Below are 14,280 nucleotides of genomic sequence, written 5' to 3' on the forward strand. Positions count from 1 at the left end.
CCTCGACGCGCGCGCGGTGATCCGCGCCCGCTGTTCGGTATTCGTCGATGTGCACCCGCCATCGATGGTAATTGGGCCCCGGCCTCGTGACGAGTGAAATTATTTGTGCGACAACGGGAATCGGAAACCGGACAGCATCATATTTCCCGGCGCAGCACGAAGAAGTACGGCTCGCGCATGCCGCGCATATCCATGATGCCGAGCAGCGTATCCGGGTCGACCTTGCGGAAATGGTCGATCACCGGCAGATGGTCGTAGATCATCGCGACGCTCACCGTGCCACGATATTCGATATCGCGCAGCCGGGCCTTCGGCGTCCTGGTGCGCAGGGCGGGCGCGAGGTATCGCAGCGATCTGCGCGCCAGCCGCATCCCGGACCGGGGCAGCACGCCGGCCAACCGCATCGGCACCCGGCGCGGGTCGACCGCGAAGATCGCGCCGGTCTCATCGGCGAACAGCAGCGGATGCACGTCCTCGGGACCGTCGAATTGCTTGCCGTACCAGCCGGAGTCGGCCAGCGCCCCGGCGAACGGATGCCCGGTGTCGAACTCCTCGCCCTTCCACCGCCCGCTCGTCACCTCGGCGACGAGCGCCGCGGGCAGCCGATCGAACAGCGCCTGCGCCACTTCGGTCGCACAACCCTCGGCCTGCAAAGCCCTCAGCTCATCCGCCGCTGATTTTCCGTCCATGAGAGCCTCCTTGCCGCGTCGATGCGAGATAAACACTATCTACCTCTCGCGGCACCGTCGCCGACACACTGTCGGCTCAGTTTAGATTGGCCCGAGATCACTTATCGGACAACGGATTTCACTCGCAAAAAGCATCGAGTGACCCAGCTCACCCTAGCGGGCATTGACCTCAACCTGGGTTGAGATACCAGTATCGAAGACGAGGCCCGGACGGAAAAACAACCGGTAGCTGGGTCCGGGCCTCGTTTCCGGGAAAGCTCCCGCCGGGCAATCCAGTACACCCACCGGCGGGGGCAATCCGGAAAGCACAACGGCCGCACCCGATTTCGGATGCGGCCGTGCGATATACGGAAATCAGTCCTCGGACTCCCGCCGCGGTGCGCGGGTGGCCGCCGCGGCGGCCCGCACCTGCGGCGCGACCAGCACCACCTGGCCGAGCACGCCGTTGATGAACGACGGCGAATCGTCGGTGGACAGCTCCTTGGCCAGCTCCACCGCCTCGTCCACCGCGACCACCGGCGGAACATCGTTGGCGTGGAACAACTCCCACACCGCGACGCGCAGCACGGCCCGATCCACCGCGGGCAGCCGGGACAGCTCCCAATCCTTCAGGTACGACTCGATGGTGCCGTCCACCCGATCCAGATCGTCGGCGACGCCCTCCACCAGCGTGCGGGTATACGCGTGCACCGGCGCGACCGACTGATCGCTCGCGGCCAAGGCGACCCGCTCGTTCAACAGATCGGCCGCGTCGACATCGCGGGCCTCCGCCTCGAAGAGCAGATCCACCGCGCGACGGCGGGCCTTGTGCCTGGCACCGAGCTTCTTGTACGTGGACTTCTTGTCCACCGGCTGTTCCGCCACAGTCACATTATTTCCCGGCGCCGCCGACGCCGCTCAGCTGTTGACCCGGCCGAGGTAGCTGCCGTCGCGCGAGTCGATGCGCAGCTTGTCGCCGGTGTTGATGAACAGCGGGACCTGAACCTCGGCGCCGGTCTCCAGGGTGGCGGGTTTGGTGCCGCCGGTGGACCGGTCGCCCTGCAGGCCGATATCGGTGTGCTTGACCATCAGCTCGATCGACACCGGGAGCTCGACGAACAGCGGCTCACCCTCGTGCACGGCGACCTGCACCGGCATATTCTCCAGCAGGAAGCGGGCGCCCTCGCCGATGGTGCCCTCGCCGATGTGAATCTGGTCGTAGGTCTCGCCATCCATGAAGATGTAGTCCGACCCGTCGTGGTACAGGTAGGTCATATCGCGGCGGTCCACCGTCGCGGTCTCCACCTTGACGCCCGCGTTGAACGTCTTGTCGACGACCTTGCCGGACACCACGTTCTTCAGCTTGGTCCGCACGAACGCAGGGCCCTTGCCCGGCTTGACGTGCTGGAATTCGATGATCTGCTGGAGCTGACCTTCGATCTTCAGCACGAGGCCGTTCTTGAAGTCGCTGGTGTCCGCCACTGTCCTCGGATCTCCTGTTCTAGGGCACGACCGACGTCAATCGACGACGGTCAGGTCTTTGCTGGTGTGGGTGAGCAGCTCCGGGCCCCCTTCGCGCACCACGAGCGTGTCCTCGATCCGGACCCCGCCGCGGCCGGGAAAGTACACACCTGGTTCGACGGTCACCGCCACGCCAGACAGAAGTGTACCGGTTCCGGTTTTGGCGAGTCCGGGCGCTTCGTGGATGCGCAATCCGACACCGTGCCCTAGACCGTGCACGAACAGCGCGCCGTGACCCGCCTCCTCGATCACCGCGCGGGCCGCCGCGTCGACGCCGGCGACCGACGCGCCCGGTTTCAGCGCCGCGCAGCCCGCCCGCTGCGACGCCTGGACCAGCGCATACACCTCGCGCTGCCAGTCGCTGGCCGCGCCGAGCACGAAGGTGCGGGTCATATCCGAGTGGTAGCCGTTGACCAGGGCGCCGAAGTCGAGCTTCACGAAATCGCCGGTCTTCAGCACCGCATCGGTCGGGCGGTGATGCGGCACCGCCGAATTCGCGCCCGCCGCGACGATCGTCTCGAAGGCGAGCGCCTCGGCGCCGACCTCGAACATCGCCCACTCCAGATCCCTGGCCACCTGGCGTTCGGTGCGGCCTGGACGCAGGCCGCCGCGCTCCAGCAGCGCCGCGAGCCCGGCGTCACCCGCGGCGCACGCGGCGCGCAGCTGCTCGACCTCGTACGCGTCCTTCACCATTCGCAGCTGCTCGATCAGGCCCGGGGTCGGGACCAGCTCCAGGCCGGTGCTCTGATCCTCGAATCCGCGATGCTGGTCGACGGTCACCACATGGCTTTCGAAACCGACCCGGCCCAGCTGCCACTCCCCGGCCAGCTCGACGATGCGCCGCGCGCTGGCGCGGGCGATCTCGGCGCGCAGATCCGGCACCTGTTCGGCGACCTGGGTCCGGTAGCGGCCGTCGGTGCAGATCACCGTGCGCTCCTCGGCATTGCGCATATCCCAGCAGTGCACGAGCAGCACGGCATTGGAGCCGGTGAACCCGGTGAGGTAACGAATATTCACCAGATCCGTCACCAGCAGGGCGTCTACCTCGTTCTCCACCAGCAGACTGCGCAACGCGCCACGCCGCGCCGCGTAGTCGGGCCCGGGGCCCGCGTGATCAGCACACATGTGTCAAAACTACCGCTGACACGCCGTTGGCCGGGAGGTAACACGGGGACCAGCCGGTCCGGATCGCAAGATTTCCACATTCCGGGAATCCATCCACAATCGGCGCATCGGGGGTTGTTTCGAGCGAATGGATGACGAGGCTAAAAGGTATGTCCTCCGTCGCGTTCGCCGCGCTCGTGCTGTGGTGTGCGGTGCTGAGCGTCATCGATATCCGGGAACGCAGGCTGCCCAACGCGCTCACCGGCGCCGGCGCGCTCGGCGTCCTCGGATATGCGCTGTACACGGCGCAATTCACCGCCGCACTGGTCGGTGCGGCGCTGCTCGCCCTCCCCTACCTCGCCGTCCATCTGGTGACGCCGACGGGTTTCGGGGCGGGCGACGTCAAACTGGCCGTCGGGCTCGGTGGCGCCGCGATGCTCGGCGGGGCCAGGGCATTGGCACTCGCCGCGGTTGCCGCACCGGTGCTGACGGCCCTGATCGGCACGATCCTGCTGATCCGAAGACGCGTCACGGGCGGCGCGGCGCCCGGCCCGATCCCACACGGCCCCGCCATGTGCCTGGCGACGGTCTCCGCGATCCTGCTGGTCCGATGACCGGCGGGCGGCCAGCCGGAAAAGGCGCGGAGGGGCGGACGAGGGCGGGCGCGCCGACATGGGAAGATGGACGGCGTGTTGCGCTGGATAACTGCCGGAGAATCCCACGGTCCCGCCCTCGTCGCGATTCTCGACGGAATGGTCGCCGGGGTCGAGGTGACATCGGAGGAGATCTCCGCCCAGTTGGCCCGCCGCAGGCTGGGTTACGGGCGCGGCGCGCGGATGAAGTTCGAGGCCGACAAGGTCACCGTCGTCGGCGGCGTCCGGCACGGGCGCACCATGGGCGGTCCGGTCGCCATCGAGGTCGCCAACTCCGAATGGCCCAAGTGGACCACCGTCATGTCCGCCGATCCGGTCGATCCCGCCGAACTGGCCGAGCTGGCCCGCAACGCGCCGCTCACCCGGCCGCGCCCCGGCCACGCCGACTACTCCGGCATGCTCAAGTACGGCTTCGACGACGCGCGAAATGTGTTGGAGCGGGCCAGCGCCCGGGAGACCGCGGCCAGGGTCGCCGCGGGCACCGTCGCCCGCAACTTCCTGCGGCAGGCGTTCGGCGTAGAGGTCGTCTCGCACGTCGTCTCGATCGGCGCCGCGGCCAACGCCACCGGCGTCGTGCCGACCGCCGCCGATCTGGCCGTCATCGACGAGAGCCCGGTGCGCGCGTTCGACAAGGACGCCGAGGCCGCGATGATCGCCGAAATCGAGGCCGCGAAGAAGGACGGCGACACCCTCGGCGGCGTCGTCGAGGTGATCATCGAGGGACTTCCGGTCGGCCTCGGTTCGTTCACCAGCGGCGAGCAGCGGCTCGACGCGCGACTCGCGGCCGCGCTCATGGGAATTCAGGCCATCAAGGGTGTCGAGGTCGGCGACGGATTCGAAACCGCGCGCCGCCGCGGCAGCCAGGCGCACGACGAGATGCGGCCCGGCCTCGACGGCGTGCTGCGCTCCACCAACCGCGCGGGCGGCCTGGAGGGCGGCATGACCAACGGCGAGGCGCTGCGGGTGCGCGCCGCGATGAAGCCGATCTCCACCGTGCCGCGCGCGCTGGCCACCGTCGATATGGCCACCGGCGACGAGGCCGTCGCGATCCACCAGCGCTCCGACGTGTGCGCGGTGCCCGCCGCGGGCGTCGTCGCCGAATCGATGGTCGCGCTGGTCGTCGCGCAGGCCGCGCTGGAGAAGTTCGGCGGCGATTCGCTGGCCGAGACCGCGGAGAACATCACCAGCTACATCAAGCGGATCGGCAGCCGCCCCCACATCCCGGCACCGCAGTGATCGTGCAGACCGACCCGCGCACACCGCGCGTTGTGCTGGTCGGGCCGCCCGGCGCGGGAAAATCGACGATCGGCCGCAAACTGGCCAAGGAACTCGACGTCGAGTTGTACGACACCGACGCGGGTATCGAACGCGAGACCGGCCGCACCATTCCGGAGATCTTCGCCCAGGACGGTGAACCGGAATTTCGCCGGATCGAGGAGCGGGTCGTGCGCCGCGCCATCCTGGCCGAACGCGGTGTCGTCTCGCTCGGCGGCGGTGCCGTCCTGTCCAAGGAGACCAGGGCGCTGCTGCGCGGCCGCACCGTGGTCTATCTGGAAATCAGTGTCGGAGAAGGACTTCGGCGCACCGGGGCGAGCACCAACCGGCCGCTGCTCAACGGTGACGACCCGGGCGCCAAATATCGGGAGCTGATGCGCATCCGGCGGCCGCTCTACCGGGAGGTCGCCTCCGTCCGGGTGCGCACCGACGGGCGCAGCCCGGGCCGGGTCGTCCGGATGATCATGGCGAAACTGGGTCTCGAACCGGCCGAGCCGAATCCCGCCGCACCCCCCACCGAATCCAACGGAATCCCCCAGGGCAGCAGCCGGTCCCGCGCCCGACGTCGCGCCAGGGCCCGCGCCGCCGCCCGCCGCCGCGCCGAGGCGGCCGGGGCAATCCCGGCCGATCAGCCAGCCGCGCGCGGCGGCGCATCCACCGCCCCGGTGCCTGATACCTCGAAAACTGCTGGTAACCAGGACAATTCGATCGAAGCCCGCAACTCCACCGCCGACGCCGCCGCAAACCCGGCAACCGATCCCGCCGCCCCGCGCCGACGCCGGCGCCGGCGACGCACCACCCGCCGCGAACCCGGCGGCACCGCCACCGGCGAAACGACGACCGACAACCCGCATACGGACACCGGCAACGCCGCCGGACCCGAAACCGGCACCGGCACCGGCACCGGCACCGGCACAACCGATCCCAGCAGCGGCGGGAAAGCAAGCCGTCGGCAGCATCGCACGACCTCCCCCGCCCGCAGCCGTACCTCGGGTAACTCGCGGCCCGGCGCCGACAGCAGCGCCCCTGGGGAACCCGAGGCAACCAATCTCACCGCCAGTCGCAGCCGTCGCCGCACAACACCGCCCAGCACCTCACACGAACCCGGGGCAACGACGTCCGTCGCTGATGACGCCGCTCGTCGGAGCACCGGGACTCCCGGGCGTGACGGCACCGGCATTGCGGCCGATCACAACGCTGGCCCCGCCGAAAAGGCCTCCGGCACAGCTGAATCCAGCGGCAAGGTGGATCGAAGGCGGCGCAGGGTCGCGTCGCGGCCCGCCGGTGCGCCGGAACGGCCGCCCGCCGTATCCGGCTCCGATGTGCGGCCCGGTGCGGCGGCGGTCGAATCGAGCCGGTCGGATGTCGAGGCGGCGAATTCCCGAGGCGCTGCGACGCGCAGAGAAGTGGATCCGCGGCAATCGATGTCGGGCGTGAACCCGCCATCCAGTGGTCACGGCACCGCCGAACCCGTTCGGGCGGTCGGTGAAAACAGCTTTACCGCAACGGGTTTCGTCGCGCGAGAGCAGTCGGTCGGCTCGGCGCGGCCGGGTGCGCAGTGAGGCGGTCGCGGATGGCACACCAGTACAAGCAATCAGCAACAGGATCGGAGAGGCAGTTGTGAGTGAGCCGACTCGTATCGAAGTCCGGACGGCGCAACCGTATCCGGTGATCATCGGGCGCGGGCTGCTCGGCGAGCTGGTGGAGGCGGTTACCGGCTCCGATGGGGTGCGCACGGTCGCCATCTTCCATCAACCGCCGCTCGCGGAGACCGCGGAGGCGGTACGGAAGGCGTTGGCCGACAAGGGAATCGACGCGCACCGGGTGGAGATACCGGACGCCGAGGCCGGTAAGGATCTCGCGGTCGCCGGTTTCTGCTGGGAGGTGCTCGGCCGGATCGGCCTGACCCGCAACGATGTCGTGGTGAGCCTCGGTGGCGGCGCCGCGACCGATCTGGCCGGTTTCGTGGCCGCCACCTGGATGCGCGGGGTGCGCATCGTGCACGTGCCCACCACCCTGCTCGCCATGGTCGACGCGGCCGTCGGCGGTAAGACCGGCATCAATACCGAGGCGGGCAAGAATCTGGTCGGCAGTTTCCACGAACCGAGTGCGGTACTGGTCGATCTGGTGACGCTGGAGACCGTGCCGCGCAACGAGATCGTGGCCGGGATGGCCGAGATCATCAAGGCCGGTTTCATCGCCGACCCGGTGATCCTGGATCTGATCGAACGAGACCCGCAGGCCGCCCTCGACCCGAAGGGCGAGGTGCTGCCCGAGCTGATCCGGCGCGCCATCCAGGTCAAGGCCGACGTGGTCGCGGCGGATCCGAAAGAGGCCAGCCTGCGCGAAATCCTCAATTACGGGCACACTTTGGGTCACGCGCTCGAGCGCAGGGAGCGCTACCGCTGGCGGCACGGCGCGGCGGTCGCGGTCGGTCTGGTGTTCGCCGCTGAACTCGGCAGGCTCGCGGGCCGCCTCGATGACGAGACCGCGGACCGGCACCGCACGGTACTCGAAAGCGTCGGCCTGCCAACAACTTACGACGCCGACGCACTCCCCCAGCTACTCGACGCCATGCAAACCGATAAGAAAACCCGTTCCGGCGTATTGCGTTTCGTTGTCCTGGACGGCTTGGCCAAGCCGGGCCGCCTGGAGGGCCCGGACCCGGCACTCCTGGCCGCCGCCTATTCTGCGATCGCCCGCGAGGACGGCCCCCAAAGCAGCGCGATCCTGCTGTAACCCGTAGTAGAACAACCGGATCGGCGCGCCCGAAGAGGGTGCGCCGATCACGCGGTCAGGCGGTGACCGCGGGGAGTTGCTGGGTGGGCGGATCGGCCTCGTTGGCCTGCGCGCCGTTGTCGAGCTTTCGGCCCGCCACCCAACGACCGATGGCGACGCCGAGCAGGGCGGGCAGGAATACCACCAGGATGATGGCCGAAGCCGATGCGGTCAGCTCGAAGAGCAGCCCGTTGTCGCCGAGGTCGAAGCGGGGCAGGAAGTCCAGCAGCCAGGCGACCAGTCCGCTGCCGAGTCCGGCGCCGACCGCCGCCTTCAGCCACAGGATGGTCAGGTCGGAGCCGTGCTCGGGGTCGACGTGCACGGCCCGGTCGCGGCGGCCGTCCAGGATGCCCCAGTACACGACCGCGGCGAGCAGCAGGATCAGGCACAGCACCCGCATCCACGCACCGTGCGTCGGCCAGTACACCATCGCGAAACCGAGTACGGCCCGCAGGACGACGACCAGCGCCCCGAGCCCGACGGCCCGCAACACCCAAGCATTCATGCCGACCACCATAACCCGGAGCGCGGCGGATCCAAACGAGAACCTGTGTCAGCACCGGCCCACGCGGACAATCCCGGCGCGAAACGGCCCGATTTTCCGCATTGCCGCCGATTATTGTCCGCTCAGGCCGGTTACGCCGAAAGATCCAGCGCCGCGGCCATTTCCGCGCGTGGCGCCGGCCGACCGGTGAACTGCTCCACCTGACCGTATGCCTGGTTCAACAGCATCCGCAGCCCGCTCACCACGACATGTCCCGCACGCTCGACGGCCTGCGCCAGCGGCGTCGGCCACGGGTTGTAGATCGCGTCGAGCACCACCGGCGCGGTCGCGATCGCGGCGGCGAACGGAGCCGCCGCATCGGCCGGAACGGTGCTGACCACGGCTCCCGCGCTCGCGCACGCCTCGGTGATGGCGAACGGGTCGAAGCCGATGACCTCGGCGGTCAACTCCAGTCGCTCGGCCAAATCCAGTGCGCCCCTTGCCCTTCCGGCGTCACGGGCGACCACGGTAACCGATTTCACGCCGAGTTCGGCCAGCGCGAGCAGCGCCGGCCGCGCGGTGCCGCCCGCACCGAGCACCACCGCCTCCGACAGCTCGGCGACACCGGCCTCGCGCAGCGCGCCGACCACCCCGTCCACGTCGGTACAGTCGGCGCGCCAACTGCTTTCGGTCCGCACCAGGGTATTCGCCGAGCCGACGAGGACGGCCCGCTCGGAGCGCTCGGTCGCGTAGGCGAGCGCCGCCTCCTTGCCGGGCATGGTCACCGACAGCCCGGCCCATTCGGGTCCGAGCCCGCCGACCAGCGCGGGCAGCTCCTCGGCCGAACATTCGATACGTTCATACGTCCAGTTGAGCCCGAGCGCCCGATAGGCCGCCAGGTGCAGCTGCGGCGACCGCGAATGCGCGATCGGCTTACCGAGGACGGCCGCTTTGCGGGACACCGAATCACCTGCCACTGTCGAGGATTCCGCTCTGTTCGGCCTGGTGCACATTACGGATGTGCTCGGCATAGTTGTCGGCGAACAGCGTAGTGCCCTGTACGGGGTCGACGGTCACGAAGTACAGCCACTTCCCCGGCTCCGGATTCTCCATGGCCTTCAGTGCGTCGATCGACGGTGAGGAGATCGGCGTCGCTGGTAGGCCGGTCATCGCGTAGGTGTTCCAGGGGGTTTCCTTCGCCCGGTCGGTCCCGCTGGTGCTGACCTCGGTGCGGTCGAGCGCGTAGTTGACGGTCGAGTCGAACTCCAGCTTCTGGTCGGCGTTCAACCGGTTGACGATCACCCTTGCCGCCTTGCCCATGTACTGCGAGTGCACCTCCCGCTGGATCATCGAGGCGCCGGTGAGCATCTGGTATGGGTTCAGTTTGGCGTCGCCGCCGGACTGCAGCAGCCCGGTCGACTCGTATCTCGCGGCGCTCGCGGTGATCAGCTGCTTCAGGATGTCCTGCGGCGAACTGCTCGGATCGAAATCCAGCGAGCCCGCCATGATCAGCCCCTCGAGCTGCCTACTGCGATCGGGTACCGCGCGCACTGCGGCGACGGCCCAGTTCGGCACCCCGAGAGCGGCCAGATCGGTGCCCGCGCCCGCCGCGTCGAGCTGTTCGTAGGTGACGCACTTCTTGTCGGCACCTGCGCCGATGCAGCTGGCGTCGGCGATCTTCCGATAGATGCCCTCCGTGGGCGCACCGGTCTTCACATCATGCTGATCGTGCAGCTGCCTGCCCTCGGAGATGACGAGGTAGCCGACCCGCGATTCCTTGTTCACCAGCGCCGCAACCGCTTTGGCGCCCTGACTGTGGCTCGGGATGGCGTAGAAGCCGGGCTGCACCGAGTTCATATTCGTATTGCGCAGCGCCGCTTCGTAGAACGCGCCGGTGCTGGCGACAACGCCTTTGCTCAGCATGGTTTGGGCGATCTGCTCCGAAGTGTCGCCCGGATGCACCTGCACCACCACCAGCGGTCCGGGCGCCCCGGCGTAATCCTCCGGGGCGCTGAACCGCTTCATCAATTTCAGCGCGGCGAAACCCGCCGCCGCCACGAACAGCAATACGAACACCGCGCCGACGATCCACAGATTGCGGCGGCGGCGTTTGCGCTCGGCCGCCTTGCGCGAAGCCATCCTGGAACGCTTACGCGGTTGTCCCGCACGCGATTCCGTGCGCCCGCGCCGCGGCTGCTTGCGCGCGGGTGCGCGGCGCGCGGGCGGCTCCTCGTATTCGGGCTCGCCGTACTCGTCGTATTCGTGACTGTCGTACTCGTGACTGTCGTAATCGGGCTCGCGTCGACCGCTTCGACGATGGTGCCCGGCATAGCCCTCGTCCTCGTCGGTGTAGCGGGGAATGACGGTGGTGTCGTCCTCGTATTCGGCCCAGGCGTCCTGTTCGGGCCCGGCGACCCGGCCGCGCGACTCCCGGTTGTCGCGCGCCTCCCGGCCCCATGCTCGGTCGTCGCGCCGGTAACGCCGCTCAGCCTCGCGCTGTCGGAAACGTTCCTCGGCCCGCGCCCATCGATCCGTCATGCATCGTCCCCTGGCACTGGACGAGCCATTCCGATCGACCTCAACACCGCACTCCGTTCGTCCAACCATCCTTGCAGGATCGATACGGCCGCCGCCTGATCGATCACCTGCCGCTGGCCACGCGCGCGAACTCCACTGTCCCGCAATGCACGTGCAGCAGACACCGTAGTCAAACGTTCGTCGGAAAGTCGGACGGGCACCGGGGCGATCGCGACCCGCAAATCGTCGGCGAACGCCGCGGCAAGCCCGGCCGCGACACCTTTTTCGCCCCGCAATGTCCGGGGCAGGCCGACGATAACCTCAACCGCCTCGTACTCCCGCACAATTTCGGCAATTCGGTTGATATCCGGTGCGCCGCCACCGGGCGTGCCCGGTTGATCACCGCGGCGGCCGGATTGCTTGGCGCGCGGCACGGTTTCGACGGGTGTGGCGAGGATGCCGTCGGGATCGCTGGACGCGACGCCGATCCGGACACTGCCGACATCGACGCCGATCCGCCTGCCCCGGCCGGGATCGGTGGCCGGGTCGGGTCGGTCGGCGCCGCGTCCGGCGTCCGGCGAAGATGTACTCGCGGGGTCCCCCATTACTGCGCCAGCTCGGCCACCCGAGCGCGGACCGCGGCCAATCCGGCCGCGATACCGGACGGATCCGAACCGGCGCCCTGCGCCATCTCGGGCTTACCGCCGCCGCGGCCCGCGATGCTCGGGCCGAAGCTGCCGACCAGATCGCCCGCCTTGAAGCCCAGCTCCTGGGCGCCCTTGTTCACGGCGACCACGAACGGCACCTTGCCGTCGGCATTGCCGAGCAGCACGACCACCGCGGGCCGGCTGCCGAAGCGGCCGCGAATATCGGTGGCCAGCGTCCGAAGGTCGCCCGCCGCAACACCTTCCGGCGCGGCGGCGGCCACCAGCAGCACGCCGCCGAGCCGCTCGGCCGCATCGACGAAGGTGCCCGCCGAGGCCAGCACGGACTGAATCTTGGTGCGCTCCAACTCCTTTTCGGCCACCTTGAGGCGCTCCACCAGCTGTTCGACCCGGCCCGGCACCTCCTCCGACGGCACCTTCAGCGAGGCCGCGACACCGGCCAGCAGCGCGCGCTCCCTGGCCAGGTACTTGTAGGAGTCCAGGCCGACGAAGGCCTCGACACGCCGCTTACCGGAACCAATGGCCGACTCTCCGAGCAGCGTGATCGGGCCGATCTGCGACGAATGCTGCACGTGCGTACCACCGCAGAGCTCCATCGAGAACGGGCCGCCGATCTCGACCACCCGGACCTCGTCGCCGTAGTTCTCACCGAACAGCGCCATCGCACCCATCTGCTTGGCCTTGTCCAGATCGGTAACGAAGGTGTTCACCGGGAAGTCCGCGCCGACCGCGTCGTTCGACACGGCCTCGATATCGGCCTTCTGCTGCTCGGACAGCTGACCCTGCCAGTTGAAGTCGAAACGCAGATAGCCCGGCTTGTTCATCGAACCCGCCTGCACGGCATTGGGTCCGAGCACCTGACGCAGCGCGGCGTGCACCATATGCGTACCCGAGTGGCCCTGCGTCGCGCCGCGCCGCCACGCCGGATCCGCCTGCGCCAGCACTACATCGCCCTCGGTGATCTGGCCCTGCTCGACGGTGGACTTGTGCACCCACAGCGTCTTCGCGATCTTCTGCACATCGTTGACGCGCAACTTCAACCCGGAGGCCGTGATGCTGCCGCGGTCGGCGATCTGACCGCCCGACTCGGCGTACAGCGGGCTGCGGTCCAGGATCACCTCGACATCCTGACCGACCGTCGCGGTCGGCACCCGGACGCCGTCGGCGATGAGCGCGAGCACATTCGCCTCGGAGGTGAGCTCGTCGAAGCCGGTGAACTCGGTGGGGCCGCGGTCCACCCACTCCTTGTAGATCGACAGGTCGGCGTGGGCATGCTTGCGGGCCTGCGCATCCTCCTTGGCGCGCTGACGCTGCTCGGCCATCAGCGAGCGGAAGCCCGCCTCGTCCACCGTGAGCCCGGCCTCGGCGGCCATCTCCAGGGTCAGATCGATCGGGAAGCCGTAGGTGTCGTGCAGGGTGAAGGCGTCCGAACCGGCAATCGTGCTGCCGCCCTTGGACTTCAGCGCCGTCACCGTGTTGTCGAACAGGGTGGAGCCGGTGTTCAGCGTCTTCAGGAACGCCGTCTCCTCGCCGACCGCGACGGTTTCGATGCGCTGGAAATCGGTGGCCAGCTCGGGATACGACGGGGACATCAGCTCGCTGACGACCTTCATGAACTCGCCCATCACCGGCTTCTCCGCGCCGAGCAGGCGGGCCGAGCGCACGATGCGGCGCAGCAGGCGACGCAGCACGTAGCCGCGGCCGTCGTTACCCGGATTCACCCCGTCGGCGATCAGCATGGCGCCGGTGCGCGCATGGTCGGCGATGACGCGGAAACGCACGTCGTCGGCGTGTTCGACACCGTAGGACCGGCCGGTGAGCTGCTCGGCCTTATCGATGATCGGGCGCAGCAGATCGGTCTCGTAGACGTTCTCCACGCCCTGCAGCAGGAATGCGACGCGCTCGACACCCATACCGGTGTCGATGTTCTTCTTGGGCAGCGGGCCGAGGATCTCGAAATCGTCCTTGCCGCGCCCCTCGCCGCGCTCGTTCTGCATGAACACGAGGTTCCAGATCTCGAGGTAGCGGTCCTCGTCGGCCTCCGGACCGCCCTCGCGGCCGTATTCCGGACCGCGGTCGAAGTAGATCTCCGAGCACGGGCCGCACGGGCCGGGGATGCCCATCGACCAGTAGTTGTCGGCCATGCCGCGGCGCTGGATGCGCTCCGGCGGCACGCCGACGCTCAACCAGATCTGCTCGGCCTCGTCGTCGTCGAGATAGACGGTGGCCCAGAGCCGTTCGGGATCGAAGCCGAAGCCGCCGTCCTCGACGCTATTGGTGAGCAGCGACCAGGCCAGCTCGATCGCGCCGCGCTTGAAGTAGTCGCCGAAGGAGAAATTGCCCGCCATCTGGAAGAAGGTGTTGTGGCGGGTGGTGATGCCGACGTTCTCGATATCCAGGGTCCGCACGCACTTCTGCACGCTGGTCGCGGTCGCGAACGACGGGGTCTGCTGACCGAGGAAATACGGCACGAACTGCACCATGCCCGCGTTCACGAACAGCAGGTTCGGGTCGGCCAGGATCAGCGAGGCACTCGGCACCTCGGTGTGGCCGGCACGGACGAAATGGTCCAGGAAACGCCGTCGAATCTCGTGGGTCTGCACAACCATCCAGCC

The 14,280-nt window shown here is 68.5% G+C and carries 12 protein-coding genes and 1 pseudogene; 4 read left to right on the plus strand and 9 right to left on the minus strand.

Translation table 11 applies throughout. From position 1 onward, the window contains the following. Positions 1-137: 137 nt before the first annotated feature. From F5544_RS28225 to F5544_RS28240, 4 genes are all read right to left on the minus strand, one after another. Complete coding sequence (locus F5544_RS28225; protein ID WP_167475991.1) at positions 138-689, minus strand: DUF4334 domain-containing protein; 552 nt, start codon at positions 687-689, stop codon at positions 138-140. A gap of 354 nt (positions 690-1,043) precedes the next feature. Next, the gene (gene nusB, locus F5544_RS28230) at positions 1,044-1,553 is read right to left on the minus strand and encodes a transcription antitermination factor NusB (protein WP_167475992.1); all 510 of its coding nucleotides are present in this window, start codon (positions 1,551-1,553) and stop codon (positions 1,044-1,046) included. A gap of 33 nt (positions 1,554-1,586) precedes the next feature. Beyond that, complete coding sequence (gene efp / locus F5544_RS28235; protein WP_167475993.1) at positions 1,587-2,150, minus strand: elongation factor P; 564 nt, start codon at positions 2,148-2,150, stop codon at positions 1,587-1,589. A gap of 36 nt (positions 2,151-2,186) precedes the next feature. Next, entirely contained in the window at positions 2,187-3,314 is a 1,128-nt protein-coding gene (locus F5544_RS28240) for a M24 family metallopeptidase (protein WP_167475994.1), read from the minus strand. Positions 3,315-3,463: 149 nt separating this feature from the next. Here F5544_RS28240 and F5544_RS28245 point away from each other — a divergent pair, with 149 nt between their 5' ends. From F5544_RS28245 to aroB, 4 genes and pseudogenes are all read left to right on the plus strand, one after another. Next, positions 3,464-3,907 carry a prepilin peptidase gene (locus F5544_RS28245; RefSeq protein ID WP_167475995.1) on the plus strand — a complete coding sequence of 148 codons (444 nt, stop codon included), beginning with the start codon at positions 3,464-3,466 and terminating at the stop codon, positions 3,905-3,907. 75 nt (positions 3,908-3,982) lie between these two features. Continuing rightward, positions 3,983-5,182 carry a chorismate synthase gene (gene aroC / locus F5544_RS28250; RefSeq protein ID WP_167479531.1) on the plus strand — a complete coding sequence of 400 codons (1,200 nt, stop codon included), beginning with the start codon at positions 3,983-3,985 and terminating at the stop codon, positions 5,180-5,182. Between the two features lie 2 nt (positions 5,183-5,184). Further along, positions 5,185-5,697 (plus strand): annotated as a pseudogene (locus F5544_RS46605) (shikimate kinase); the annotation flags it as partial. A 1,144-nt stretch (positions 5,698-6,841) separates the two neighbouring features. Then, the gene (aroB, locus tag F5544_RS28260) at positions 6,842-7,960 is read left to right on the plus strand and encodes a 3-dehydroquinate synthase (RefSeq protein ID WP_167475997.1); all 1,119 of its coding nucleotides are present in this window, start codon (positions 6,842-6,844) and stop codon (positions 7,958-7,960) included. Between the two features lie 55 nt (positions 7,961-8,015). Here aroB and F5544_RS28265 read toward each other — a convergent pair whose 3' ends face one another. The 5 genes from F5544_RS28265 to alaS form a co-directional block, all read right to left on the minus strand. After that, a complete protein-coding gene (locus tag F5544_RS28265; RefSeq protein ID WP_238846710.1) occupies positions 8,016-8,504 on the minus strand; it encodes a B-4DMT family transporter in 489 nt (162 codons plus the stop codon). 131 nt (positions 8,505-8,635) lie between these two features. Next, on the minus strand, positions 8,636-9,496 hold the full coding sequence (locus F5544_RS28270; protein ID WP_174867429.1) for a shikimate dehydrogenase: 861 nt from the start codon (positions 9,494-9,496) through the stop codon (positions 8,636-8,638). Continuing rightward, positions 9,450-11,021 carry an endolytic transglycosylase MltG gene (locus tag F5544_RS28275; protein WP_167476000.1) on the minus strand — a complete coding sequence of 524 codons (1,572 nt, stop codon included), beginning with the start codon at positions 11,019-11,021 and terminating at the stop codon, positions 9,450-9,452. The genes F5544_RS28270 and F5544_RS28275 overlap by 47 nt, the downstream gene beginning before the upstream one ends. Further along, complete coding sequence (ruvX, locus tag F5544_RS28280; RefSeq protein ID WP_167476001.1) at positions 11,018-11,605, minus strand: Holliday junction resolvase RuvX; 588 nt, start codon at positions 11,603-11,605, stop codon at positions 11,018-11,020. The genes F5544_RS28275 and ruvX overlap by 4 nt, the downstream gene beginning before the upstream one ends. Continuing rightward, entirely contained in the window at positions 11,605-14,268 is a 2,664-nt protein-coding gene (alaS, locus tag F5544_RS28285) for an alanine--tRNA ligase (protein ID WP_167479532.1), read from the minus strand. The genes ruvX and alaS overlap by 1 nt, the downstream gene beginning before the upstream one ends. Positions 14,269-14,280: the final 12 nt, after the last annotated feature.

The sequence above is a fragment of the Nocardia arthritidis genome, from assembly GCF_011801145.1.
GTDB lineage: Bacteria > Actinomycetota > Actinomycetes > Mycobacteriales > Mycobacteriaceae > Nocardia > Nocardia arthritidis_A.

Coding starts and splice junctions, on each gene's coding strand:
- ruvX (WP_167476001.1), bottom strand. CDS start 11,605: ATGGGGGACCCCGCGAGTACATCTTCGCCGGACGCCGGACGCGGCGCC.
- F5544_RS28245 (WP_167475995.1), top strand. CDS start 3,464: ATGTCCTCCGTCGCGTTCGCCGCGCTCGTGCTGTGGTGTGCGGTGCTG.
- F5544_RS28225 (WP_167475991.1), bottom strand. CDS start 689: ATGGACGGAAAATCAGCGGCGGATGAGCTGAGGGCTTTGCAGGCCGAG.
- F5544_RS28275 (WP_167476000.1), bottom strand. CDS start 11,021: ATGACGGATCGATGGGCGCGGGCCGAGGAACGTTTCCGACAGCGCGAG.
- F5544_RS28240 (WP_167475994.1), bottom strand. CDS start 3,314: ATGTGTGCTGATCACGCGGGCCCCGGGCCCGACTACGCGGCGCGGCGT.
- F5544_RS28270 (WP_174867429.1), bottom strand. CDS start 9,496: ATGTGCACCAGGCCGAACAGAGCGGAATCCTCGACAGTGGCAGGTGAT.
- F5544_RS28265 (WP_238846710.1), bottom strand. CDS start 8,504: ATGAATGCTTGGGTGTTGCGGGCCGTCGGGCTCGGGGCGCTGGTCGTC.